The sequence below is a fragment of the Micromonospora noduli genome (genome assembly GCF_003264365.1).
In the GTDB taxonomy this organism is placed as follows: domain Bacteria; phylum Actinomycetota; class Actinomycetes; order Mycobacteriales; family Micromonosporaceae; genus Micromonospora; species Micromonospora noduli.
The window spans coordinates 32,393-55,116 of record NZ_PYAK01000008.1 but is presented as its reverse complement, the minus strand read 5'-3'; the positions used below and the strand labels follow the sequence as shown (position 1 = coordinate 55,116).

At 70.0% G+C, this 22,724-nt stretch carries 31 protein-coding genes; 18 read left to right on the top strand and 13 right to left on the bottom strand.

Features of this window, described 5'->3' with window-relative positions; translation table 11 throughout:
• The first annotated feature begins 9 nt into the window (after positions 1-9).
• Both GUI43_RS08780 and GUI43_RS08775 read left to right on the top strand, forming a co-directional pair.
• A complete protein-coding gene (locus GUI43_RS08780; RefSeq protein WP_112698527.1) occupies positions 10-1,938 on the top strand; it encodes a fumarate reductase/succinate dehydrogenase flavoprotein subunit in 1,929 nt (642 codons plus the stop codon).
• Entirely contained in the window at positions 1,935-2,999 is a 1,065-nt protein-coding gene (locus GUI43_RS08775) for a succinate dehydrogenase/fumarate reductase iron-sulfur subunit (protein WP_112604992.1), read from the top strand. The genes GUI43_RS08780 and GUI43_RS08775 overlap by 4 nt, the downstream gene beginning before the upstream one ends.
• Before the next feature lie 194 nt (positions 3,000-3,193).
• On the opposite strand, the gene GUI43_RS08770 is transcribed toward GUI43_RS08775, so the two are convergent.
• Entirely contained in the window at positions 3,194-3,637 is a 444-nt protein-coding gene (locus tag GUI43_RS08770) for a (deoxy)nucleoside triphosphate pyrophosphohydrolase (protein WP_112698526.1), read from the bottom strand.
• A 184-nt stretch (positions 3,638-3,821) separates the two neighbouring features.
• On the opposite strand from GUI43_RS08770, the gene GUI43_RS08765 reads away from it, so the two are divergent.
• Positions 3,822-4,130: a 4a-hydroxytetrahydrobiopterin dehydratase gene (locus GUI43_RS08765; RefSeq protein WP_112604995.1), complete on the top strand. Its 309-nt coding sequence runs from the start codon at positions 3,822-3,824 to the stop codon at positions 4,128-4,130.
• On the opposite strand, the gene GUI43_RS08760 is transcribed toward GUI43_RS08765, so the two are convergent.
• Together GUI43_RS08760 and GUI43_RS08755 are read right to left on the bottom strand one after the other, a co-directional pair.
• Positions 4,117-4,539, bottom strand: coding sequence for a VOC family protein (locus GUI43_RS08760; RefSeq protein WP_112698525.1), 423 nt, complete (start codon positions 4,537-4,539; stop codon positions 4,117-4,119). The two genes, GUI43_RS08765 and GUI43_RS08760, sit on opposite strands and share 14 nt — an antisense overlap.
• A complete protein-coding gene (locus GUI43_RS08755; protein WP_112698524.1) occupies positions 4,536-4,889 on the bottom strand; it encodes a DUF1801 domain-containing protein in 354 nt (117 codons plus the stop codon). The genes GUI43_RS08760 and GUI43_RS08755 overlap by 4 nt, the downstream gene beginning before the upstream one ends.
• Before the next feature lie 114 nt (positions 4,890-5,003).
• On the opposite strand from GUI43_RS08755, the gene GUI43_RS08750 reads away from it, so the two are divergent.
• The 7 genes from GUI43_RS08750 to GUI43_RS08720 all read left to right on the top strand — a co-directional run bounded on the left by GUI43_RS08750 (position 5,004) and on the right by GUI43_RS08720 (position 10,089).
• Complete coding sequence (locus GUI43_RS08750) at positions 5,004-5,888, top strand: LysR family transcriptional regulator (protein ID WP_112698523.1); 885 nt, start codon at positions 5,004-5,006, stop codon at positions 5,886-5,888.
• On the top strand, positions 5,885-6,640 hold the full coding sequence (locus GUI43_RS08745; RefSeq protein WP_112698522.1) for a class I SAM-dependent methyltransferase: 756 nt from the start codon (positions 5,885-5,887) through the stop codon (positions 6,638-6,640). The genes GUI43_RS08750 and GUI43_RS08745 overlap by 4 nt, the downstream gene beginning before the upstream one ends.
• Positions 6,641-6,650: 10 nt before the next feature.
• Positions 6,651-7,013, top strand: coding sequence for a PH domain-containing protein (locus tag GUI43_RS08740; protein WP_030337500.1), 363 nt, complete (start codon positions 6,651-6,653; stop codon positions 7,011-7,013).
• A 223-nt stretch (positions 7,014-7,236) separates the two neighbouring features.
• Positions 7,237-7,968, top strand: a complete 732-nt coding sequence (locus GUI43_RS08735) for a class I SAM-dependent methyltransferase (RefSeq protein ID WP_112583739.1) — start codon at positions 7,237-7,239, stop codon at positions 7,966-7,968.
• 99 nt (positions 7,969-8,067) lie between these two features.
• Positions 8,068-8,268: a hypothetical protein gene (locus GUI43_RS08730; RefSeq protein WP_112583740.1), complete on the top strand. Its 201-nt coding sequence runs from the start codon at positions 8,068-8,070 to the stop codon at positions 8,266-8,268.
• Positions 8,269-8,449: 181 nt separating this feature from the next.
• Positions 8,450-8,731 carry a hypothetical protein gene (locus GUI43_RS08725; RefSeq protein ID WP_146763256.1) on the top strand — a complete coding sequence of 94 codons (282 nt, stop codon included), beginning with the start codon at positions 8,450-8,452 and terminating at the stop codon, positions 8,729-8,731.
• Between the two features lie 80 nt (positions 8,732-8,811).
• Complete coding sequence (locus GUI43_RS08720; protein WP_112698521.1) at positions 8,812-10,089, top strand: MFS transporter; 1,278 nt, start codon at positions 8,812-8,814, stop codon at positions 10,087-10,089.
• On the opposite strand, the gene GUI43_RS08715 is transcribed toward GUI43_RS08720, so the two are convergent.
• The 3 genes from GUI43_RS08715 to GUI43_RS08705 are packed head-to-tail and all read right to left on the bottom strand — an operon-like array spanning position 10,073 to position 11,324.
• Positions 10,073-10,516 carry an SRPBCC family protein gene (locus GUI43_RS08715; RefSeq protein WP_091406258.1) on the bottom strand — a complete coding sequence of 148 codons (444 nt, stop codon included), beginning with the start codon at positions 10,514-10,516 and terminating at the stop codon, positions 10,073-10,075. The two genes, GUI43_RS08720 and GUI43_RS08715, sit on opposite strands and share 17 nt — an antisense overlap.
• Before the next feature lie 2 nt (positions 10,517-10,518).
• Positions 10,519-10,869, bottom strand: coding sequence for an ArsR/SmtB family transcription factor (locus tag GUI43_RS08710; protein WP_112698520.1), 351 nt, complete (start codon positions 10,867-10,869; stop codon positions 10,519-10,521).
• Positions 10,866-11,324 carry an SRPBCC domain-containing protein gene (locus GUI43_RS08705; protein ID WP_112583744.1) on the bottom strand — a complete coding sequence of 153 codons (459 nt, stop codon included), beginning with the start codon at positions 11,322-11,324 and terminating at the stop codon, positions 10,866-10,868. Before GUI43_RS08705 ends, GUI43_RS08710 begins: the two co-directional genes overlap by 4 nt.
• Positions 11,325-11,438: 114 nt before the next feature.
• Here GUI43_RS08705 and GUI43_RS08700 point away from each other — a divergent pair, with 114 nt between their 5' ends.
• Both GUI43_RS08700 and GUI43_RS08695 read left to right on the top strand, forming a co-directional pair.
• Positions 11,439-11,813 (top strand): VOC family protein, encoded by a 375-nt coding sequence (locus tag GUI43_RS08700; protein ID WP_112698519.1) that lies wholly within the window; start codon positions 11,439-11,441, stop codon positions 11,811-11,813.
• A 59-nt stretch (positions 11,814-11,872) separates the two neighbouring features.
• Positions 11,873-12,679, top strand: a complete 807-nt coding sequence (locus GUI43_RS08695) for a nucleotidyltransferase domain-containing protein (RefSeq protein WP_112698518.1) — start codon at positions 11,873-11,875, stop codon at positions 12,677-12,679.
• Position 12,680: 1 nt separating this feature from the next.
• Here GUI43_RS08695 and GUI43_RS08690 read toward each other — a convergent pair whose 3' ends face one another.
• Together GUI43_RS08690 and GUI43_RS08685 are read right to left on the bottom strand one after the other, a co-directional pair.
• Positions 12,681-13,061, bottom strand: coding sequence for an HflX-like GTP-binding protein (locus tag GUI43_RS08690; protein WP_211326667.1), 381 nt, complete (start codon positions 13,059-13,061; stop codon positions 12,681-12,683).
• A gap of 14 nt (positions 13,062-13,075) precedes the next feature.
• The gene (locus GUI43_RS08685; RefSeq protein ID WP_112583803.1) at positions 13,076-13,846 is read right to left on the bottom strand and encodes a class I SAM-dependent methyltransferase; all 771 of its coding nucleotides are present in this window, start codon (positions 13,844-13,846) and stop codon (positions 13,076-13,078) included.
• Positions 13,847-13,886: 40 nt separating this feature from the next.
• Here GUI43_RS08685 and GUI43_RS08680 point away from each other — a divergent pair, with 40 nt between their 5' ends.
• A complete protein-coding gene (locus GUI43_RS08680; protein WP_112583747.1) occupies positions 13,887-14,459 on the top strand; it encodes a DUF3592 domain-containing protein in 573 nt (190 codons plus the stop codon).
• Between the two features lie 20 nt (positions 14,460-14,479).
• Entirely contained in the window at positions 14,480-14,839 is a 360-nt protein-coding gene (locus GUI43_RS08675; RefSeq protein WP_112583748.1) for a hypothetical protein, read from the top strand.
• A gap of 252 nt (positions 14,840-15,091) precedes the next feature.
• Here GUI43_RS08675 and GUI43_RS33790 read toward each other — a convergent pair whose 3' ends face one another.
• The 3 genes from GUI43_RS33790 to ychF form a co-directional block, all read right to left on the bottom strand.
• A complete protein-coding gene (locus GUI43_RS33790) occupies positions 15,092-15,421 on the bottom strand; it encodes a hypothetical protein (RefSeq protein ID WP_167457768.1) in 330 nt (109 codons plus the stop codon).
• Positions 15,422-15,922: 501 nt separating this feature from the next.
• Complete coding sequence (locus tag GUI43_RS08660; protein ID WP_249037686.1) at positions 15,923-16,450, bottom strand: DUF6928 family protein; 528 nt, start codon at positions 16,448-16,450, stop codon at positions 15,923-15,925.
• Positions 16,451-16,729: 279 nt separating this feature from the next.
• Entirely contained in the window at positions 16,730-17,815 is a 1,086-nt protein-coding gene (gene ychF / locus GUI43_RS08655; protein ID WP_091406282.1) for a redox-regulated ATPase YchF, read from the bottom strand.
• A 143-nt stretch (positions 17,816-17,958) separates the two neighbouring features.
• Between ychF and GUI43_RS08650 the strand changes: the two genes are divergently transcribed.
• Complete coding sequence (locus GUI43_RS08650) at positions 17,959-18,528, top strand: exonuclease (protein WP_112583750.1); 570 nt, start codon at positions 17,959-17,961, stop codon at positions 18,526-18,528.
• A gap of 3 nt (positions 18,529-18,531) precedes the next feature.
• Here the strand turns inward: GUI43_RS08650 and GUI43_RS08645 are convergent, their stop codons facing one another.
• Positions 18,532-19,266 (bottom strand): Type 1 glutamine amidotransferase-like domain-containing protein, encoded by a 735-nt coding sequence (locus GUI43_RS08645; protein WP_112698517.1) that lies wholly within the window; start codon positions 19,264-19,266, stop codon positions 18,532-18,534.
• A 121-nt stretch (positions 19,267-19,387) separates the two neighbouring features.
• Complete coding sequence (locus tag GUI43_RS08640) at positions 19,388-19,891, bottom strand: hypothetical protein (RefSeq protein WP_225855414.1); 504 nt, start codon at positions 19,889-19,891, stop codon at positions 19,388-19,390.
• Positions 19,892-20,030: 139 nt separating this feature from the next.
• Between GUI43_RS08640 and GUI43_RS08635 the strand changes: the two genes are divergently transcribed.
• From GUI43_RS08635 to GUI43_RS08625, 3 genes are all read left to right on the top strand, one after another.
• A complete protein-coding gene (locus GUI43_RS08635; protein ID WP_112583752.1) occupies positions 20,031-20,540 on the top strand; it encodes a SigE family RNA polymerase sigma factor in 510 nt (169 codons plus the stop codon).
• Positions 20,537-21,046: a hypothetical protein gene (locus GUI43_RS08630; RefSeq protein ID WP_112698516.1), complete on the top strand. Its 510-nt coding sequence runs from the start codon at positions 20,537-20,539 to the stop codon at positions 21,044-21,046. The genes GUI43_RS08635 and GUI43_RS08630 overlap by 4 nt, the downstream gene beginning before the upstream one ends.
• 218 nt (positions 21,047-21,264) lie before the next feature.
• Entirely contained in the window at positions 21,265-22,689 is a 1,425-nt protein-coding gene (locus tag GUI43_RS08625; RefSeq protein ID WP_112698515.1) for an FAD-binding oxidoreductase, read from the top strand.
• The last annotated feature ends 35 nt before the right edge of the window (positions 22,690-22,724 follow it).

The window sequence follows — 22,724 nt, the reverse complement described above, 5'->3', positions numbered from 1 at the left end:
GCCCCTGACATGACCACAACCACTCGCATCGAACGACACCACTACGACGTCGTCGTCATCGGGGCCGGCGGCGCCGGTCTGCGCGCGGCGATCGAGGCCCGGCTGGCCGGCAAGAAGACCGCGATCATCTCCAAGTCGCTGTTCGGCAAGGCGCACACGGTGATGGCCGAGGGCGGCGCGGCCGCCGCGATGGGCAATGTGAACAGCCGGGACAACTGGCAGGTGCACTTCCGCGACACCATGCGTGGCGGCAAGTTCCTCAACAACTTCCGGATGGCCGAGCTGCACGCGAAGGAGTCGCCGCAGCGGATCTGGGAGCTGGAGACGTACGGTGCGCTCTTCGACCGCACCAAGGACGGCAAGATCTCGCAGCGCAACTTCGGTGGCCACGAGTACCCGCGCCTGGCGCACGTGGGCGACCGGACCGGCCTGGAGCTGATCCGCACCCTCCAGCAGAAGATCGTCTCGCTCCAGCAGGAGGACCAGCGGGAGTTCGGCTCGTACGACGCCCGGATCAGGGTGTTTTCCGAGACGACCATCACCGAGCTGCTGCTCGACGGCGACCGGGTGGCCGGCGCGTTCGGCTACTACCGCGAGTCGGGCGAGTTCATCCTCTTCGAGGCGCCGGCGGTCGTGCTGGCCACCGGCGGCGTCGGGCGCTCCTACAAGGTCACCTCGAACTCCTGGGAGTACACCGGGGACGGGCACGCGCTGGCGCTGCGGGCCGGGGCGACGCTGATCAACATGGAGTTCCTCCAGTTCCACCCGACCGGCATGGTCTGGCCGCCCTCGGTGAAGGGCATCCTGGTCACCGAGTCGGTGCGTGGTGACGGTGGCGTCCTGAAGAACTCCGAAGGCAAGCGGTTCATGTTCGACTACGTCCCCGACGTCTTCCGCAAGCAGTACGCGGAGACCGAGGAGGAGGCGGACCGCTGGTACACCGACCCGGACAACAACCGGCGTCCACCGGAGCTGCTGCCCCGCGACGAGGTGGCCCGCGCCATCAACAGCGAGGTTAAGGCCGGCCGGGGCTCCCCCGCCGGAGGTGTCTTCCTGGACATCGCAAGCCGACGTTCGGCCGACGAGATCCGCCGTCGACTGCCGTCGATGTACCACCAGTTCAAGGAGTTGGCCGACGTCGACATCACGGCCGAGCCGATGGAGGTCGGCCCGACCTGTCACTACGTGATGGGCGGTGTCGAGGTTGACCCGGATTCGGGTGCCGCCTTCGGCCACGTACGCGGGCTGTTCGCCGCCGGTGAGGTCTCCGGTGGCATGCACGGCTCCAACCGACTCGGTGGTAACTCCCTGTCCGACCTGCTGGTCTTCGGCAAGCGGGCGGGCGGGCACGCGGCCAGCTACGCCGACGGGCTGACCGCCCGGCCGAAGGTGGCCGTGCACGAGGTCGAGGCGGCCGTGGAGACCGCCCTCGCGCCGCTGCAACGGGACACCGGCGAGAACCCGTACACCCTTCAGCAGGACCTCCAGGCGGTCATGGGTGACCTGGTGGGCATCATCCGCAGGGAGGGTGAGCTGGCCGACGCGTTGGTCCGGCTCGCCGAGCTGCGTGAGCGGGTGGCCAAGGTGAGCGCGGCCGGCGGCCGACGCTACAACCCGGGCTGGCACCTGGCCCTGGATCTGCGCAACATGCTGGTGGTCTCGGAGTGCACCGCGAAGGCGGCGCTGGAGCGGCAGGAGTCGCGCGGCGGGCACACCCGGGAGGACTACCCGGCGATGGAGCCAAAGTGGCGGCAGGTCAACCTGGTCTGCGCGCTGGACGGCGACACCGTGCAGCTGACCCGCAAGCCGCTGCCGAAGATGCGGCCGGAGCTGATCGGCCTCTTCGACCGGGCCGAGCTGGCCAAGTACCTCACCGACGAGGAGCTCGCCGACTTCGACGCCCTCGTTGCCGACGCTGGAGAGGCGGACAACCGATGAGCGGGAAGCGTCAGTTCCGGATCTGGCGGGGCGACGAGAGTGGCGGTGACCTCCAGGACTACATGGTGGAGGTGAACGAGGGCGAGGTCGTCCTCGACGTCATCCACCGCCTGCAGGCCACCGACGCGCCCGATCTGGCCTGCCGGTGGAACTGCAAGGCCGGCAAGTGCGGCTCCTGCTCCATGGAGATCAACGGCAAGCCGCGGCTGGGTTGCATGACGCGGATGTCGACCTTCGGCGACGACGAGACCGTCACGGTCACCCCGCTGCGTACCTTCCCGGTCATCCGGGACCTGGTCACCGACGTCTCGTTCAACTACGAGAAGGCACGGGAGACCCCGGCGTTCGCCCCTCCGGCGGACGTGGCCCCGGGTGACTACCGGATGCAGCAGGTCGACGTGGAGCGCTCGCAGGAGTTCCGCAAGTGCATCGAGTGCTTCCTGTGCCAGACCGTCTGCCACGTGATCCGCGATCACGAGGAGAACAAGCAGGCGTTCTCCGGCCCGCGGTACTTCATCCGGGCGGCCGAGCTGGACATGCACCCGCTGGACGCCCGGACCGACCGCAAGGAGTACGCGCAGGCCGAACAGGGCCTCGGATTCTGCAACATCACCAAGTGCTGCACCGAGGTCTGCCCCGAGCACATCAAGATCACCGACAACGGGATCATCCCCATGAAGGAACGGGTCGTCGACCGCAGGTACGATCCCCTTGTGTGGCTTGGTAGCAAGATCTTCCGTCGGGGCGAGACGCCCCAGACCAGCGTGACCACCGCCCGTCAGGGCTCGGCGACGCCGGGCTCCGCCCGGGGTGGGTTGCACTCGCACGCGGGTGGCTCCCACGACTCGCGGGCTGAGGCGCAGGCGCAGAGCGGCGTCAACTGGCACCGGGAGGTGCCCCACCCGACCGCGCCGGCGGTCGACGACCGGGGCAAGCTGCCGCTGACCGAGCTCACCTTCGACCGGGCCGCCGCGCCGTCGCCGTTCGGCGACGACGTGACCTTCCCGCTGCCTCCGGAGCACCTCAACTTCGCTCACCCGGAGCAGGACAACAAGCACTAACCACCTGAACAACAACGGGGGTCGTGGCAGTTGCCACGGCCCCCGTCCCACTTCCCGCACCCCCAGCGCCCACCCCACCCCACCCCATCACCCCGGCGATCAAGAGCTTTCGGTCATCTGAAGGCGTGATCGTGACCAAAACCTCTTGATCATCCGGGCGTAGGGGGCCCTGAGGTCGGGCCCCGGAGATGGGGTTACGGGGTTGGGGTTAGGAGGGGGCGGAGGGCGGCCACGATGGGGGCGTCGGCGGGGAGCCAGGTGACCGAGTCCAGTTCGTCGGCGGTGAGCCAGCGGAGCGCCTCGTGCTCCAGCGCCTGGGGCTGGTCGCCGCCGAGCAGGCGGGCCGCGTACACCTTGAGCACCGAGCGGCCGTGCGCCATCCGTACGTTGCGGCCGACCCGGGCGCCGATCTCGACGCGTACGGCCAACTCCTCGGCGCACTCCCGGATCAACGCGTCGGTCTCAGCCTCCCCCGGCTCGACCTTTCCGCCCGGAAACTCCCACATGCCCGCTACCTCGGGTGGGGCGGAACGCGCACAGGCGAGCACCCGCCCATCCCGGATGATCGCTGCACCGACGATCACCTTCAGGTCCCGTCGTTCGGCCTGCCCGCCATCATTCGCCCGTTCGGTCCGCACGGGCGTCCAGGGTGCCAGATCAATCGGCGGTTTGGGTACCGTAGCCGTCCGCTAGGCCAACAAGACACGGAAGTGTGGGCGTGGACACCCCCCTCCGAGCAGCGAGAGACTAGGAGACACCGACAAGACACGGGATGGCGACGATTTGGCCACAAGCCGGCAACGGCGCTTGGGGGGTGCGGTGATGCGCGTGCTGTTCAACAGCAGGGCCAAGCACGACTACCTTTCCGACGCGTTGACCTTGCTATCTGGTTGGACGCGCGAGGGCGAGCAGATCCGACGGACGCTCGTGATCGACGATACCCAACACGCCGCACTAACTGAACGGGTCAAGGTCGTCGCGGATGCGCTGCATCTGCGACCCGAGATCAGCCGCCGGGCCGACAGCACCCAGATCCGGGTCGGGCACGGCAGCGGCGAGCCGCTGACCGAGGGCGAGGTGCTGTTGGCCGCCCGCATCGAGGACGCCTACCGGGCGGTCACCGAGGCCTGACTTCCGTCTCCGAATCCGACCCGGCGTCCTGCGGGTACCAGCGCAGCTCCACCGAGTTGCCGTCCGGGTCCCGCACGTAGATCGAGGTCGCCGAACCGCGGGCACCGAACCGGCTGACCGGGCCGGTCAGCACCGTGAAGACCCCCGACTCGATCACCTGTTTCCAGTCCAGTGGTGCCACCACCAGGCAGAAGTGGTCCACGTTCGCGCCCTGCGGCTCACCTCGGACGAGGTCGATGATGCTGTCGGGGCTGATCCGCACCGACGGGAACGGGGCGGTGCCCGCGCGCCACTCGTCGACCCGTACCGGTGCCAGCCCGAGCCGGCCGCAGTAGAAGTCCACTGACCGTTCCACGTCGGCGACGGTCAGCACCAGGTGGTCGAAACCGGTTACCCGCACCGCGCTCACGCCTCCTCCAGGTGGGCCGCCGCGCGCAGCCAGTCGCTGAACAGGGCTGGGTCGACGTCGGCGACGTCGCGCAGCTTCACCGCCGCCATCGCCCGCGCACCGGGGATCAGCCGCCCCGACGGGTCGACGATCTCCTGCCCCCGCCACAGCCCGAAGGTGACGTACGACCCGTACGCCTTGACCAGGCAGACCGGGCGCTGGCCGGGCCGGTCGCCCAGGCCCCAGACCGGGTGCCCGTGCCACATCGCGCCGGTCGCCCCGGGCAGGGCCGCCGCGATGATCGGCGTCAGCTTCTCGCCGATCTCGCGCAGTGGGCCGGCCAGGCCGGCCAGGTAGTCGTCAATGCTCACGTCAGAGCCTTTCGCTCGGTGTTCCCTGCCGCGTTCACGATCCCCGGACGAGGGACGCCGACCAAGACCCGATGCCGCTACGATCGTTGCCCACAGGTCAACGATGGGAACGGTGTGCTGGAGCGGTACGAGGTCGAGACGTTCCTGACCCTCGCGGAGGAACTGCACTTCGGCCGGACCGCCGAGCGGTTGACCGTCAGCACCGGCCGGGTCAGCCACATCGTGAAGAAGCTGGAGCGCCGGATCGGCGCACCGCTGTTCGCCCGCACCAGTCGGGTCGTCCGGCTCACCCCGATCGGCCGGCAGCTCGCCGACGAGCTGGCCCCGCTGGTGGCAGGCATGGACGAGGCCGTCCGCCGCGCGACCGACGCCGCCCGGGGCGTGACCGGGACGCTACGGGTGGCGTTCCTCGGCGAGTGGACCGCGCCGGTGCTGCTCCGGGCGGTGGCCCTGTTCGGTGAACGGCACCCCGACTGCCGGGTGGAGGTGCACGAGGCGCAGTTGTCCACCACCCGATCGGGGCTGCTCGACGGCGAGACCGACGTGTTGATCGCCTCGTACCCGTTCGACGGGATGGCCACCGGCCCGGCGCTGCTCTCCGAGGACCGGGCGCTGGCGGTGGCGGCGGGTCACCCGCTCACCCGGGAGCGGTCGGTGTCGTTGGAGGTGCTCGCCGACCACCCGGTGGTGCAGTACCCGACAGTGACCTCGGTGGAGTTCAAGCGGGACCGCACACCGGAGCGCACCCCGTCCGGCCGGGCGGTGCCGAAGGGGCCCGCCGGGAACACCTTCTCCGAGATGCTGTCCCTGGTCGCGCTCGGCCGGGGAGTGCTGCCGGTGGGCGAGCACACGCGGCGCTACTACCCGCGCCCCGACGTGGCGTACGTGCCCATCCACGACGCGCCACCGATTGAACGAGGGCCGGTCTGGCTGCCCAGCAACAACACCACCCGGGTACGCGAGTTCGTCCGCGCCGCGACCGACGCGAACCCCCGATGAGGCACGCCGAGTTCCGCCACCACCGGCTGGTCCAGGTGTACGACGCGGAGTGCCGGTGGGGGCCGGACGACGACTTCTTCCAGAAGGTGGTCGACGAGACCCCGGCCGCCCGGGTGCTCGACCTCGGCTGCGGCACCGGCCGGCTGACCATTGCCCTCGCCGCCGCCGGCCACACCGTCACCGGTGTGGACCCGGCCGACGCGTCAGTGGCCGCCGCCCGCGCCAAGCCGGGTGGTGAGCGGGTGACCTGGCTCGCGGGCACGTCGGCGCTGCTGCCGGAGCGGGCGTTCGACGTGGCGGTGCTGACCAGCCACGTCGCGCAGTTCTTCGTGGACGATGCGGAGTGGGCGCGTACCCTCGCCGACCTGGCCCGGGCGCTGGTGCCCGACGGCCGGCTGGTGTTCGACGCCCGCGACCCGGCGGACCGTCGCTGGGAGCTGTGGAACCCGGTGGATTCGCACCGGTTGGTCACGCTGCCCGACGGCGGCGAGGTCCGCGCGTGGACCGAGGTCACCGGGGTACGCGACGGAGTGGTCGACTTCACCCACCACTACCACTTCGACGACGGGGAAGAGCTCCTGAGCTCGGCGAGCCTGCGCTTCCGCACCGAGGCCGAGCTACGCACCTCTCTGACCAGAGCGGGCTTCATCGTGGATCGCGTTCACGGGGGCTGGCACGGCGAGCCCGTCGGCCATGGCGACGGCGAGTTCGTGGTCCTCGCCCGGGTGGGCACGTTGGCACCGGTTTTCTAGCCTGGATCACATGGCGAACATCGCGTACGACCGCAAAGAGCAGGTCCAGCAGATTGAGAGTGGCCTCCTCGAAGGCGAGCAGATCATCGCCGTCTACGACGCCGTCGGCACCGGCACCGGGTTCATCGGGCTGACCGACCGCCGCGTGATCATCCAGGACCGGTCCTTCGTCGGGAAGCGGTTCGCGATCACCAGCATCCCGTACTCGAAGATCACCAGCGTGAGCGTGGTCAGCAACAAGTCGTGGGGTGGTTCGTTCTTCTCCACCGGCGCCATCGCCATCCACGTCGGCACGCACACCTATGAGGTGGAGTTCCGTGGCGCGCAGAAGAGCCACCACGTGCACAACGTGATCCTGCACCACATCTCCTGACCGCACGTCCCGTCGTGGGCCCGGCTGGCGTAATTGCCTTGCCGGGCCCGCGGCGTCTCTGGTGTCCTCGGTCGACAGCCGCGCGAAGGGAGCAGCCGCCATGCCCAACACGACGAAGTCCCCCGAACCAACCGTCATCCGACCCGAGGAATCGAGACTTCGTGAGCAGAACTGTTCCCCTGGCGCTGCTGGGCGCCACTGACACCAACCTCGGAGGCCGCTGATGTCGGTCTTCGACGATCCCGGCCTCTTCGGCCGACTGTGGGCCGCCGACTACGACGGCCCGGGCAACCCCGACCCGGCGCCCGCCGTGGACTTCCTGGCCGAACTGGCCGACGGAGGTCCGGTTCTCGAACTGGCGATCGGCACCGGCCGGGTCGCGCTGCCGCTGGCCGAACGCGGCCTCGCCGTGCACGGCGTCGAGGCGTCCGAGGAGATGCTCGCGCAGTTGCGGGCGAAACCCGGCGGTGACCGGATCCCGGTGGTCGTCGCCGACATGGCGGATGTGCCGGTGGCCGGTGAGTTCCGGCTCGCGTACCTGGTCTTCAACACCCTGTTCAACCTGGTGGATGCCGAGCGGCAGGCGGACTGCTTCCGCAACGTCGCCCGGGTGCTGTCGCCGGGCGGCGCGTTCGTCATCGAGACGTTCGTGCCCGACCCGCGCAGCTTCGACTCGGACGAGCAGGTGCAGGTGCGTGAGGTCACCGAGGACTCCGCGACGATCCGACTGCACCGGTACGACCGGCCGGCGCAGCGGTTCATCCGGCAGACGATCACGTTCGACGCGGACGGTGTGCACCTGAAGCCGTTCGCCATGCGGTACGCCTGGCCGCACCAGATCGACGAGATGGCGCAGCAGGCCGGGCTCCAGCTCGCCGAGCGGTACGCCGACTGGCACCGACGACCGTTCCAGACCGACAGCCCGTCGCACATCTCCGTCTACCGGGCGGAGTAGCGGTTTGATCGGCTCGGGTTCCGGAAAGTCCGGGTGTCATCGCCCCGACGTCAAGGAACCCGAGTCGATCTGCCGCCGCCGGAAAGGTGAGATGCCGCCATGAGCAGACGAGCCATCCAGGTAGTCCTGGCCCTGTCGGTCGTCCTGATGGTCACCGGCATCATCCTCAAGGTGACCGGGGACGGCGGGGCCGACACGGCCGGCACGGTGGCGGTGTCGCTCGCCTCGGTGGGTTCGATCGTGGCGACCATCGGCTCGTCCTTCCGCAATACGCGCGGAAACGACGGCCCGCAACGGTGATCCGGCCAGTTCGCTGTCCGATCAGACGGACACGCCGGGCCGAGGTGTGGAGCGCGGCCAGCAGCAGCGGTGGCTGGGCTTCGATCCCCGAGGGCATGGGCGTGGATGTGTCACTGTGGGCACGACGACCTGTCACCGTGTGACCTGGGTCGATCTCGGTCATTGGAAGCGGGTGCCCATGATGACCAAACGAGTCGAACGAGCCGTCCTGGGGCTGGCGCTCGGCCTGCTAATTGTCGGCTGGGTCCTTCGGGACAACGAGCACGGCAGCGCCCATACGGTCGGCCGGGTGCTGGTGCCCCTCGGCTGGATCTGTTGCATCGTCGCCGGTTTCAGCCAGTCCCGTCGCGGCAAGCGCGAGAACGACCGGCTACGCGCGGCGCTGCTCGGCAGCCCCACCACAACGGGAGCAGACGAGCGCCCGGACCGTCCTCCCGGCGAAGACGACCGCCCGAGCCGGTGATCCGGCCTTTCACCCTCGGCTGATTCTGCTGGTAGCAGTAGGTGTTGATCCGCGGGTCCCGCGCCGGGTGAGCTGACAGCATGCCGGACGACTCCCGATTCCCGCGCTCCTCTCCGTACTGGCCGGTGGTCAGTCACCCTCAGCTCCGACGCGTACTGCCCGGGCTGGCCGTCTCCGCTTTGGGCGACGGCCTGGCGGTGGTCGCGGTGACCTGGCTCGCCATCCAACTCGCCCCGCACGATCAGCGAGGCACCTGGATCGCGCTGGCCATGGCGGCGTACACGCTGCCCAGCGCGGCCGGGACTGTCGTCTTCGGCCGGCTGCTACGTGGGCGCAGCGGCGCCCAACTCGCCGGGTGGGACGCGATTCTGCGGGCCAGTGCGCTCGGGGCGATCCCCCTCGCCTACCTCCTCGGCGCACTGACCATCGGGCTGTACGTCGTCCTGCTCGCCGCGTCCGCATTGCTGCACTCGTGGGGTTCCGCCGGGCGTTTCACACTGATCGCCGAGCTGCTGCCGCAGCGACACCACCTGCCGGCCAACGCCGTGCTCGCCAGCATCGCCGGGTTCGCCACCATCGTCGGTCCGCCACTGGCGGGCCTCCTGATCGCCTGGGTTGGGCCGGTATGGGTCATCGCCATCGACGCTGCCACCTTCGCCGCGCTGGCCCTCACGTACCGTCTCGCCCTCCCTGCACGCAAGAGCGACCACCGGCGTGAGCGCGGCGCCTCGCGGACCGAAGGCTTCGCCGTCATCCGCCGCAACCCCGCGCTGCTGGGCCTGCTGGTGCTGAGCCTCTGGTTCTTCTTCCTCTTCGGGCCGGTGTACGTGGCCATGCCGATCCACGTCACCGACGACCTGCACGCCTCCGCGACGCTGCTCGGCGGCTACTACACCGCGTTCGGCGTCGGCGGTCTGGTCGGTGGTGTGGTCGCCGGCCATCTACGTCGCTGGCCGCTGCGTGCCACCACCATCAGCATCGTCGTCGGGTTCGGCGTCGCCATGCTGCCGCTCGGCCTGGGAGCACCTGTCAGCCTGTCGCTGCCCGCCTTCGCCGTGGCAGGCCTGATCTGGGCACCGTACATGGCCACGTCGATGGCGCTGTTCCAGCGCAGCACGTCCATCGCGCAGCTACCGGCGGTGCTCGCCGCGAACGGCGCCATCCTCGTGCTGGCGGTGCCGCTGGGCACCATGCTCGGCGGGCCACTGGTGGGTGCCATCGGTGCACGCCCGACGCTGCTGCTGTGCGCCGTGGCGATCGTGGCCCTCGGCCTGATCGCCGGGGCAATCGCGATCTCCAGGCGGAGCTCGCGATTGCCCGGCGATGCAGCCGTCACCGAGGTCAGTGCCAGTCGCTGATCCGGACGTCGTCCGGGGCCGGTCGGCCGTGGCCGGTCTCCACCTGCTCCTTGAGGCTCATCAGGAACAGCGCCCACTTGGTGCTGCAGTGGTGCATGAACTCGACCGGCTCGCGCCAGCCCTGGTGCGCAAACTGGACGATGGTGTACTCGCCGCGCTGGTCGAGACGCCAGTCGACCTCGGTGCCGACCCACTCCTCGGGGCCGTCGACGACGCGCCACCGCACCCGCCCGGCGGGGTTCAGCTCCAGGACCTCCATGTCGAAGCCGCCGGCATCGCCGAACCGGAAGGCCAGCTGTCCACCGACTTCGCTCTTGCCCACCGTGTCGGTGGTCCACCAGGCGGCGAGGCCCTCCGGCGTTGCCACCGCTCGGTAGACGTCGTCGAGCGGAGCGACGACGCCGACCCGGTGCAGAATGTCGACCATTTTCAGCCTCCCTGGTTGGTGGTGCGGTGGCGTTCGATCGTCTCGGCGATGCGCTTGATCCGGCGGAGTCGGGCGTCCCAGGTGGAGCCGACCGCCGACAACTGGGCGACCGCGCGGGCGAGCTGCGCCTCGTCCACCTGGTAGTGACGCTCCCGACCGGCCGGCTCGGCGTGGATCAGCCCAACCCGGTCGAGGACCGCCAGGTGCTTCGAGACGGCCTGACGGGTGACGGGTAGCCGCCTGCTCAACGAGGTGGCGGTACCCGGCCCGTCGGCGAGAAGAAGATCGATCATCGTACGCCGAATGGGGTCGCCGATCGCCGACCACAACTCGTCGTCGACCGCCGCGCTCACGGGGTCGCGACCAGCCGCGCGACGTACTCGCCCAGCCGGGGCATGTAGTGGTCCCAACCGTTCTCGTGGTCGCGGTACTGCTCTTCCAGGACAGCGACCTCCCAACCCAGCTCGCGGAACCCGGTCTCGGTCATCCGGATCAGCGTCCCGCCGCCGCTGGGCACCAGGTCGAAGGTGACGAACAGCGCCTGCCCGCTCCGGTCCGGCTCGGTGAAGCACCACCGGAACGAGAACCGCTTCGGCGGGTCGACCTCGACGACGGCGAGCGCGACGGTCTTCGTCTCCCCGGTGTCGGCGTCGCGCCACACCAGCTCACCGGGCGCGCCGGAGACGGACTCGAACCGCGCGTCGTCGGGCCACCACTCCCGCATGTGCTCGGGTTGGCTGACCACCTCGAAGACGACTTCGGGGGACGCGTTGACGTGGATGTCGCGTTCGATCGTTCCCTGTTCCATGCCCACAACCTTTCGCAACCTTTGGTTGCACTCAACCTACGACAGCGTACACCCATCGCGCAACCTTTCGTTGCACGTCGCGGTTTCGTCGTACCCGGGGTGCACGATCGGCGCATGTCTGAGCCATCGCCGCACCGACACCACGCCATCGACTACGTCGAGCTCACGGTGACCGACCTCGCCGTGGCCAAGCGCTTCTACGCCGACGCGTTCGGTTGGCAGTTCAACGACTACGGGCCGGAGTACGCCGGCATCCGCAGCCCACACGGCGACGCCGCGCCCGAGGTGGGCGGTCTCCGTGTGGACAGTGAGGTTCGGGCGGGCGGCCCACTCGTGCTGCTCTACTCCGCCGACCTGGACCGGTCCGTGCAGGCCGTGAAGGAGGCCGGCGGCCAGGTGGTGAACGGGCCGTACGAGTTCCCCGGTGGCCGCCGGTTCCACTTCACCGACCCCAGCGGCAACGAGTTGGGCGCCTGGGCCGAGCAGTAGGACGCCGAGGTCGCCCGGGCGGGGCTGAGCGTCCTCGCCAGCTCCGGCAGAGTGTCGCCATGGCCGGAACAGGACTGGACGTCGAGGGCTGGATTGCGCGCGAGGGTGCGCTGAGTCGGGTCCCGGCGGCGTTCGCCGGTGTTGTCGACGTGGCACGCGCTCGGATAGCCGAGTCGTTCGACGGTGGTCGGCTGCACAGCGCCTACATCTACGGCAGCATCCCGCGTGGCACCGCCATCCTCGGCGTCTCCGATCTCGACCTGCTCCTCGCCCTGCACACCGAACCAACCGAGGCCGACCGGGCGGCTGCCACCAGGATCGAGCAAGACCTCGACCGGTCCTTTTCGCAGATCGACGGCGTGGGCATCCTGTTGTTCAGTGCGCGTACGCTGCTCAGCGAGCTTGAGCGGCACGACCTCGGCTTCTTCGTCGCCTGCCTGTGCACCCCTCTGCTGGGCGACGACCTCGCCGACCAACTCCCCCGCTACCGGCCCACTCCCCTGCTCGCCCGCGAGACGAACGGCGACCTGTCCCTTGCCCTTCCGGGATGGCGCCGCCAGGCAGCCGAAGCGAACAACGACCAGCAACGGAAGGCACTCAGCCGGGTCGTCGCTCGGCGCATCGTCAGGACGGGGTTCACACTGATCATGCCGCGCTGGGGAGGCTGGACGAGCGACCTCACTGAGTCCGCCGAGGCGTTCGGGCTCCACTATCCGGAACGTGCCGGGCAGATGCGTAGAGCTGCCGCTATCGGCCGCACGCCCTCGCCGGTTCCGGGTGTGCTCCGCGAACTCATCGACGACCTCGGGCCCTGGCTCGCCGCCGAGTACGCAGTCGTCCATGGCGAGAAGGCCCTCCGTCCCTGAACTATCGGAGGTCCTCGCCAGTCAGGACGGGACAGCCGAACATGTCCGTGAGGACGGCCCTCTGGTGGTCGGTCAAGGGGTTCGCGAACACCGCGACGGCGACCCCGCGCTGCCGGCAGGCCTCGGCGACTTCGCGGGCCCTACCGAGGCTGAGCAGAGTCCGCCGCGAGAACGGGCCGCCCATCTTGTCCGCTCCACCGGACGAGACACCCCGCCGCTGCACGTGCCGGCTCACGACCTGACCGCCGTGGGCTTCCACCAAGCTGGCCAGCAGATTGAGTTTGCTGTCGAACCTCTTGTCCTTCGCTGAGAACAGGCCCACCAGTGCCACCTCGGCACCTGCCAGCACAGCGTTCAACGCCCCGGAGCGATGCCGGTTCACCGAGCCTCCGACCGTCAGCTCCGGCGGGCGCGCAGCACGCCGGTCAGCATCGGCAGCGTGAACTCGCCGTGTGCCGTTTCGGGTCGGCTCCCCAGGAAGGAGCGGATCCGGCCGAGGGTGGCGGCCCGCTGCTCGTCCGGCATGACCAGCATCCCGGCCCGCGTCGCGAGCGTCGCGACGAGCGAGTCGGCGGTACGGCGCTGCCCGTGCGGGAACTCGACCTGCTCCGCCGACCCGAACAGGGCGATCAGGCCGGCGCTCGGAACGAGCATGTCCGCCGTAGTCGTGCGCCAGCTGCTCAACGTGTCACGCGGGCCGATGGCCGCACTCCCGCTGACCCGTTCGAGCCCGACAACCCAGTCGATCCGGTCGTCCATGATGTTCCACAGACCGGCCAGGACACCGCCGGGTGCGAGGACCCGGGCGATCTCCGCCCCCGCGACAGTCATGTCGAACCAGTGCAGGGCGTTGCCGGCCAGCACGGCGTCGACGGAAGCGTCCGGCAACGGGATCGCCTCCGCGCTACCTGGCAGGGCACGCACAGCCGGCAGCGCACGGCGTAGCTCGGTGAGCATCGCCGGGTCGGGTTCGACCGCTACGACGTCCGCGCCCACCGCCGCCAACGTCGCGGACAGCTTGCCGGTGCCGGCGCCCAGGTCGAGCACGCGCAGGCCGGGCGCGGGTTCCAGAGCCCACCGCACCGCGGCCTGCGCATAGTCCGGGCGGTGCTCGGCGTACGCGGTCGCCGCCGCGCCGAACGACGATCGGAGCAGCTGTTCCGTCATCCGGTCAACGTACCGCCGCTTGTCGACATTGACTGCGACCATGGCCACCGTGCAGATCTTGCGAAGCTGGTGGCGCGTCCGCTACCCGGTCTACATACTCGGCCTCGCGGTCGGGATGGTCATGATGTGGCTGCCCATCAAGACCTCCCAGGACAACGACGCGTGGGAGAGTCGACTGCGCGTCGACGGCGTGCCAGCCCAGGCAGTCATCGATGAATTCGTGCACAAGCGGCGGAACAGCAACACGATGCACCTGCGCTACGAGCTTGCCGGGGCCCAGCGTCAGGCCGAGGTTGGCTGTTGGGAGGTCTGCCTACCGGCTGGCAGTGCGGTACGGGTCTGGGTCAACCCCAACGACCCGGATGATTTCGTGACTGAGTTCGGGACGTTGAGCGGGAATCGGGGTCGGCTGCAAGGGGTGGTCGGGGCGGCAGGCCTCATGCTGTTCGGGGTAATGGTGTTAGCCGTGATCGCCCGGCTTTACCAGCGACGACGCGACCGCCGGCGAAACGACTGGCAGCGGCAGCAACGCGAACAGCGCCAACGACAGTTCGCAAACGCCAGGGCCGGAAGAAAACGCAAGCCGAGCCGGCGACGGCCGAACCAGGACTGACGACGCGCAACACTAGCCACATGCTCACCTACGTCCGTTGGTACTGGCCGGATGAGGACCGCTGGAACTACGACGAGCTGGACGCCGACCGGTCGGCGCTGCGCCACATCGAGCTACGCGGCTCGGACGGGGTCTTCATGGCGGCGGCGGCGCTCGCGGATGTGCTCACCGCCCGAGACTCGGGGACCCAGGGCGCGGCGACCCAGTACGAACAGCGGTACGGAATTGTGCCGGAGGCCCCGTTCCCGCTACCCGACTCGGCGTTGGAACCCACTCTGGAAAGCCTGCCCTCGGAGGAGTTCGAGCGCCTGTGGCGGGACGCTCGTCGGCAGCTGGAACAGCAGGCCGCACCTGACTCGTCGGTCCGGGACGAACAATGACAGCTCCTGCGGTTCGACGACCACAGGTGAGGGTGGGACCAGCTGACCCCACCGGCCTGATCGGTCTCGCCGGCCGACAACACCCCGTCGGCTACCACTTCGCCGGCAGACGCGTGATCGTTCGGCTCGACCGCGGCCTCGTGCGGATCACCGCCCGACGGGTCCTACTGTGCAGCCTGCCCAGCCCGCTCAGCGCTACGAAGATCGCCCGTATCCACGACGCCCACCGCCGGACCACGGCCCACCCCAAGTTCAGAACCGGTACGGGTTGAACGCCGCGCCAGCTGCCAGGGATCCCTGGTCATCGCCGGCCAACGTATCCATGTTGGCCTCGTCCACTTCGGAGCAACGCTCACCGTCGAAGCCGCCGACATCACCTTCCGCGTCCACGACGGCGACCAACTCGTCACCGAGGTAGCCCGCACCAGTGTCAAACCGATCGCCCGGTTCAAGGCTCGCAAACCCGAACGCACACGAGCTGTGCACCAGCCGGCGAGCAATTGACCAGTGGATTGGTAGCCTGCCTGCTCCGAGCACGAAGGGGCCAATCATGAGCCAGCGCAAGGCGGCCGGGATCATCATTGGTTGCGTCCTAGCCGGCTCTTCGGTGGTAGGGCTCCTGTGCTGCCTTGGCGCACTTGTGCTGCTCCCGGACGGCCCAAAGCATGCGCACCGGTATCTGGATCAGGTGCAGATGGATCCCGCGTACCGGCAAGTGGGTCAGGGCGGTCAGGGCAACTGCAACTGCAACCTGGAGTACTTCTATATCGGCCCCGGCCACACGGATCCAGCACGGGTCTTTTCAGGCCCTGCGCTTACCCTTCAACCCACGGATGGATCCGTCGCAGTTTGGGACCGACTCCTTGAGGGTGAAGGAGCCAGCAAGGCGAGCGGTAACTGCCGGGTGGTGGTGTACCGGTACCAACGTGACCGCGAACCGTTTGATAACTGGAAGCTGTCCACCGACGAGCGAGCTCTCGTGGCATCCGGCCGTCTAGCGGTTCTCTCTCTGTACGCATCGTGCGAACGAGACTACGGCTAGCACTTGATGGGTGACACTCTGCCGGCCGAGGGACAGGCGAATCAGGAGCTTTCGAGGCTGACCTCGTGCATCGCCCCGTCCGGTCCCAACCGGAACCTCCGCGGCAAACTCATGGCCCGCCGTGCCTGCGCGTATGCGGCTTCACGCGCGGCCTGTTCCTCGCCGGACGGGTCGGTCACGCGGAAGCCGTGCAGGTGAACAGCTTCGGCGTCGATGTCGTCCGACTCGGGGTGCCCCTCGACGACGAAGCCGAACAGCGCGCGCAATGCCTGCTCGCCCAGCGCGAGGGGATGGAACGGCAATGGGTACGGTGCTTGGTTGGGCCACCCCGGTACGGGCTCAACAGGATGCTCGCCTGCCCAGTAGGGCAGCTCGAAGTCGTACGGCTTGCCGATGTTCTCCCGGATGCCGCCGTCGGGCGACAGGCTCAGCGACCTGATGAGCAGGCCGTCTTCCCAGACCGCGAAACTGAGCCAGTCCACGACCGAGTGCATCCCGTGCATGATGATCCGCCTGCCCGCCCCCGCTTCGCGCAGGTGCTCCGGCAGCTCCGACGGACGGTCGAGCACCAGTCGCCGGTCGCAGTACAGCTCGGCCCCGGATGGATCTGACGTACCAGCGTTTCGGTCTCGGACAGCTCCGATCGCGTCGCGCCGTACAACGCGGGACGCAGATCTCCATCGGCGAATGCCAGCAGGGCTGTCTTCGCGCCCACGTCGCTCCTCCAGGTCTTCGGCCGCGCACAAACGCACGCACCCTACCTGCCGGCGAACGTCCGAGTCGGTCGGCCTCGCGCGACCGACTCGCCGATTTCCCCCAACCGCCTGTCCCGCGACTACAGGAGAGGTTCAGACGTTGAAGCGGAACTCCACCACGTCGCCGTCCTGCATGACGTACTCCTTGCCCTCGATGCGGACCTTGCCCGCCGCCTTGGCCGCCGCCATCGAACCGTGCTCGACCAGGTCGTGGTACGAGACCACCTCGGCCTTGATGAAGCCGCGCTGGAAGTCGCTGTGGATGACACCCGCGGCCTCCGGCGCGGTGGCGCCGACCGGGACGGTCCAGGCGCGCGCTTCCTTGGGGCCGGCCGTGAGGTACGTCTGGAGGCCGAGGGTGCGGAAGCCGACCCGGACGAGCTGGTTGAGGCCGGGCTCGTTCTGCCCGATCGACTCCAGCAGCTCGCGGGCCTCCTCCTCGGGCAGGTCCACCAGCTCAGACTCGATCTTGGCGTCCATGAAGATGGCCTCGGCGGGGGCGACCAGGGCGCGCAGCTCGTCGAGGAACGTCTCGTTGGCCAGCTCGGCCTCGTCGACGTTGAAGACGTACAGGAAGGGCTTGGTGGTGAGCAGGTGCAGCTCGCGCAGGTGCTCCAGCTCGATCTTGGCGGCGGCGGCCCCGGAGTAGAGGGTGGTGCCACCGTCGAGCACCTCGATCGCGGCCTTCGCGGCGGCGACGGCGGCGGCCCGGTCCTTGCGGAGCTTGGCCTCCTTCTCCAACCGGGGCAGCGCCTTGTCCAGGGTCTGCAGGTCAGCGAGGATCAGCTCGGTGTTGATCGTCTCGATGTCGTCGGCCGGGGAGATCTTGCCGTCGACGTGCACCACGTTCGGGTCGGAGAAGGCCCGGACGACCTGGCAGATCGCCGAGGCGTCCCGGATGTTGGCCAGGAAGGCGTTGCCCCGGCCCTGCCCCTTCGACGCGCCGCGGACCAGGCCGGCGATGTCGACGAACGACACCGGGGCCGGCAGCACCTTCTGCGAGGAGAAGATCTCGGCCAGCTTGCCCAGCCGCTCGTCGGGCAGCCCGACCACGCCGACGTTGGGCTCGATGGTGGCGAACGGGTAGTTCGCCGCCAGCACGTCGTTCTTGGTCAACGCGTTGAAAAGCGTGCTCTTGCCGACGTTGGGCAGGCCGACGATGCCGATGGTGAGACTCACGACGGGCCAGCTTACGCCGGTCCCGGCCGGGCCGGTCCAGGCGGCTCCGATTCGGCACTGCGCAGGTGGTCGATCGTCGCTCCCCCCGCACGGCGGCAGGCGTTGCTAATCTCCCGGTTCGATGTTCCGCTGCTGGAGGTGAGATGACCTCGACATTGCCTGAGCTGTACATCGCCGTCGATGTGGAGGCGGACGGGCCGATCCCCGGGCCGTACAGCATGATCTCGCTGGGCATGGCCGTGGCCGGCCGCCCGGACCTCACCTTCTACACCGAGCTACGTCCCATCTCCGACGAGTTCGTCCCGGCGGCGCTGGCCGTCTCGGGCCTGGACCGGGACCGGCTGCTGCGGGAGGCGCCCACCGCGCAGGAGGCGATGTCCGCAGCGGCAGCCTGGGTCAACGGGCTGCGCCGGGTCGGCCGTCCGGTCTTCCTCGCCGCCCCGGCCGTCTGGGACGGCATGTTCGTGCACTGGTACTTCGTCCGCTTCGTCGGGCACAGCCCGTTCGGTGCGACCGGCTCCGGTGTTGATCTCCGCAGCTACTGGATGGGGTTGACCGGCAGCGAGTGGGTCCGAACCCGCAAGGGCACCATCAAGCAGGAGCTGGGCCTGCACGACCTGCCGCACACGCACCACGCCGGGGAGGACGCCGCCGAGCTGGCGCAGGTCTTCGACGCGGTGCTCCGCCGCCGACAGGCCGTCGACGAGGCGTGACGCTCAGCCGAGCAGGCGGGGGGCGATGACGGCCTCCCGGACGCTGCCGTCCGCGCCGCGGCTGACCTCGTACGCCGAGACGCCCTCGCGGTCTGCGATCGCCTCGACCAGCCGGGTGCCCCGGTAGACCAGGCCGACGCCGTCGTCGGTGCAGTGGCTGGTGGGGAGCGTGCCGTCACCGACCAGATCGTGCATGAGCGGGCGGCGCTGGCCCTCGCTGTCGTAGTGCACCCCGTTGCCGTACGGCAGCCAGGCCAGGCCCTCGGTGAAGCCGCGCAGCCGGGGGCCGAAGCTGTCGGTGGCACCGCCGACATGCCAGCAGATCGAGCCCGCGGAGACGCCGGCCAGCACCACGCCGGCCTGCCAGCACTCGTGCAGGATCTCGTCGAGCCCGTGCACCCGCCACACCGCGACCAGGTTGGCCACGCTGCCGCCGCCGACCCAGATCACGTCCTGGGCGAGCAGGTGGGCGCGGACGTCCTCGACGTTCGGCATCGGGAACAGGGCGAGGTGTGACAGCCGGAACCGGGTGTCGGCGAACGCGCCGTAGACGGCGGTCAGCGAGGTGGGCTGGTCGCCGACGGCCTGCCCGAGGTAGCAGACCCGCGGCTGCGGACCGGCCTCGGCCAACTCGGCCGCCAGCTCGAAGACCGGGCTGGGGCGCAGGTCGTAGGGCCCGCGGTCGCCCCGGAAGAAGCCCATGCTGGTGGCGATGATGGTCGGTTCGCTGGCGGGCATCGAAGCGTCCTTCCGTCGGGGGCGGTGCGGCGTCCATCCTGCCGTAGCCGGTCTCCGGTTTGCTCGGTGCGGGGCCCGACCGCCACGCGCAGGTGGTGGTCGGGCCGCGCCAGCCTCATGATCAACCAGCCTGGTCGGGCCGCCGTTGGCGGGGCACCTCGACCTCGGGCCAACGGCCCAGGGCTCGACGGTCGGCCGGCGTCAGTTGCCCGGCGGCGGCGCGGGGCAGGGTGAACCGGTCGGCGGCGGCCGGGCCGGCCGAGACCGACTCGCGCAGCATCCAGCGCACCTCGTCGGCCGTCCAACCCAGCCCCGGCCGCGCGGCGATCTCGCGGATCAACCGCCGGCCGACCCTCGTGTCGTCGTCGTAGAAGCGCATGCACCAGTGGTGCGTCCACATCCCGAGCGCCCGCAGGCCCGCGTCGTCAAGGGAGCCGGCCAACCGGCCGCAGGCCGTGTCGGGGAAGCTCTGCTCGGGGTCGCCCGCCCGGTCCCGTTCGATGGCGCCCACGGCGGCCGGCGCGACAGCCCGCATCCGGCGGTAGAAGGACTGCGCCACCGCGCGGGGCAGCGGCGGGAACGCACCCGCTGTCGACGCCGCCGCCCAACCCGCCACGCTCGTCATCCGCCGCACCCCTTCTTCAGTTGGTGGCCGGACGCTACCCGGCACGACCGACACTTTCGGGCCGAAAAACCCCACCGATCGTGGATAGCGACGATGACCTGGGACGTCTGTATCTGTGACAACGAAACGGGGGTGGTGGGTGGACGAGGACGAGCGCGCGCGGCTGGCCGAGTTCGTCGGCAGCCGGACTCCGGCGCTGATGCGGGTCGCGTACCTGTTGACCGGGGACCGCAACGCCGCCGAGGACCTGTTCCAGTCGGCGTTGGCGCGGACCATCCCGAAGTGGGGCACCATCCGGCACGCCGATCCCGAGGGCTACCTGCGGGTGGTGATGTACCGCGAGCAGATCAGCTGGTGGCGGCGACTTCGCCGGTGGCGGGAGACACCGCTCAACCCGGCGGACGAACCGGTCGGCGGCGACCCGAGCGGCGGCTCCGACGTGCGGTTGGCGATGCGGGCCGCGCTGCGCCACCTGCCACCGACGCAGCGGGCGGTGGTGGTCCTCCGCTACTACGAGGACCTGCCCGAAGCCCGGGTGGCCGAGTTGCTGGGCTGCTCGGTGGGCACCGTGCGCAGCCGTACCCATCGAGCGGTGAAGCGACTACGCGACCTGCTGCCGGACGTCGACATGCTGGAGGTACGGCGATGACCGAACCCTTCGAGCACCTCATCCGCTCCACCCTCACCGACCTGGCCGAGGAGGCACCGATCGTGCATGACCAGTTGAGCCGAGCGGAACGGCGGGTGCGCAACAGACGTCGCGCCACGGTGGCGGTGGGGGCGGTGGGCACCCTGGCGGCGATCCTGATCGCCACCCCGCTCGCCCTGGCCGCGACCGGCTCGGACGGACCTCCCCCGGCCGTGCCCAGCCCGGCCGGTCCGGCGGCAGTGCCCAGCCCACCCGAACCCACCCCGTCCGCGCCCACCGCGGTGCCGACGGTCGAGCCGAGCCCCGGAGGCGCGCCCGGGGACCCGTCGATCACGCCGGGCCCGCCCGGCGTCCCGGGCCGGCCGACTGTCACGCCGAGCCCGGCGACTCCGCCGGGCCCGCCCGGTGTACCGGGCCGGCCGACTGTCTCACCAACCCCGACGACTCCGCTGGGCCCGCCCGGTGTGCCGGGACGGCCGATTGTCACGCCGAGCCCGTCACGTTGAGCATCACCGGTCAGGTCGGTGGTTCTTCCGCCCCGGCCTGACCGGTCAACCCAGGAGATTCCGGTCACCTTCGCGCGACGCTCCCCGTACCGGCGAGCGTCGCGCGCTGCGGCGACCGGCGAGCATTGGTCCACCGAATTTGTCGAGGCCGGCATGCCCGCTCATTCTTGGGCCATGACCGATCCCGGACACCCGCGGTGCGAGCTGCGGGGGCAACGATGAGCACCGCCATGGCCCGGGTGCCCGACTCCCTCCGGGGGCAGATCGTCACGCCCGGCGACCGCCGGTACGCGAACCTGCGCTCGACGTACACCAGGTCGGCGTCGCCGGCTGCCGTGCTGCTGCCGAAGACCACCGCGCAGGTGGTCGACGCGCTCCGCTACGCGCGGGAGCAGCGGCTGCCCATCGCGGTCCGCAGCGGCGGGCACGGCTTCTCCGGGGCCTCCTCCAACAACGGTGGGGTGGTCATCGACCTCTCCATGCTCAACCGGGTTCAGGTGATCGACGAGCGGGCCGGGCTGGTCCGGGTCGAGGCCGGGGCCCGCTGGGCGAACGTCGCGAAGGCGCTGGCCCCGTACGGCCTGGTGATCAGCTCGGGTGACTACGGCGGTGTCGGCGTCGGCGGCCTGGCCACCGGCGGTGGTGTCGGCTGGCTGGTCCGCGCCCACGGCCTCACCATCGACAGGGTCCGCGCCGTCGAGGCGGTGCTGGCGGACGGGACGCTGGTACGCGCTGACGCCGACCACGAGCCGGAGCTGTTCTGGCTGATCCGCGGGGCCGGGGCCGGGGCGGGGATCGTGGTGGCCTTCGAGATCGAGGCTGCCGAGCAGCGCAACGTCGGTGTCGCGCAGTTGGTCGTCGAGGCGCATCCGGACGGTCGCACCGTCCGGGAGTGGACGAGCTACCTCGCGCAGGCCCCACGGGAGCTGTCAGCGGCCGCCGTGGTGTACGCCGAGGGTCGGTCGGTCCTCATGTCCATCACCGCCGTGGTGGCCGCCGAGAGCCTGCGCCGGGCCCGGCCGGCGGTGGAGCCGCTGCTCGCCATCGGCAAGGTGCTCGAACACCGGACCGACCTGCTGCCCTACCCGACGCTGGTGCCGACCGCGCACCTCAACCCCAACGTCGGGCAGCAGCGTGGCACGACCACCAACGGTCTGTTCACCGCGCTGGACGACGCCGGGGCGCGGGCCGTGACGCGAGCGGTGACCGGGCCGGGGCGGGCGGTGATCCAGCTCCGCTCGTTGGGTGGGGCGGTCAACGACGTCGCTTCCGACGCGACCGCGTACCCGCATCGTCACCAGGACACGCTGATCGTGGCCTCGGTGTTTCCGCCGCAGGCCGACGCCGCGCTGAACGCCGCCTGGCGGGCCGCCGGGGCACGCGCCGACGGCGCGTACGTCAACTTCGAGAGCCGGCCGGACCCGGCCGCGTTCGCCCGGATCTACCCGGGCGAGACCGGGGCCCGGGTCCGGCGGCTGTGGAAGCGGTACGACCCGGACGGCGTGTTCCGATCGGCCCTGCTGACCGGCCAGGCCAACCGCGCCGGCCAGGGCAACCGGTCGGGCCGCGCCGGCCAGGCCGACCGAACCAGTCAGGGCTCCCGCGCCGGCCGGTCCGGTCAGCCGCACCGACGCCGCCGCTGACCGCAGGCTCGGCGCGCACACCCAGGTCCGATTCC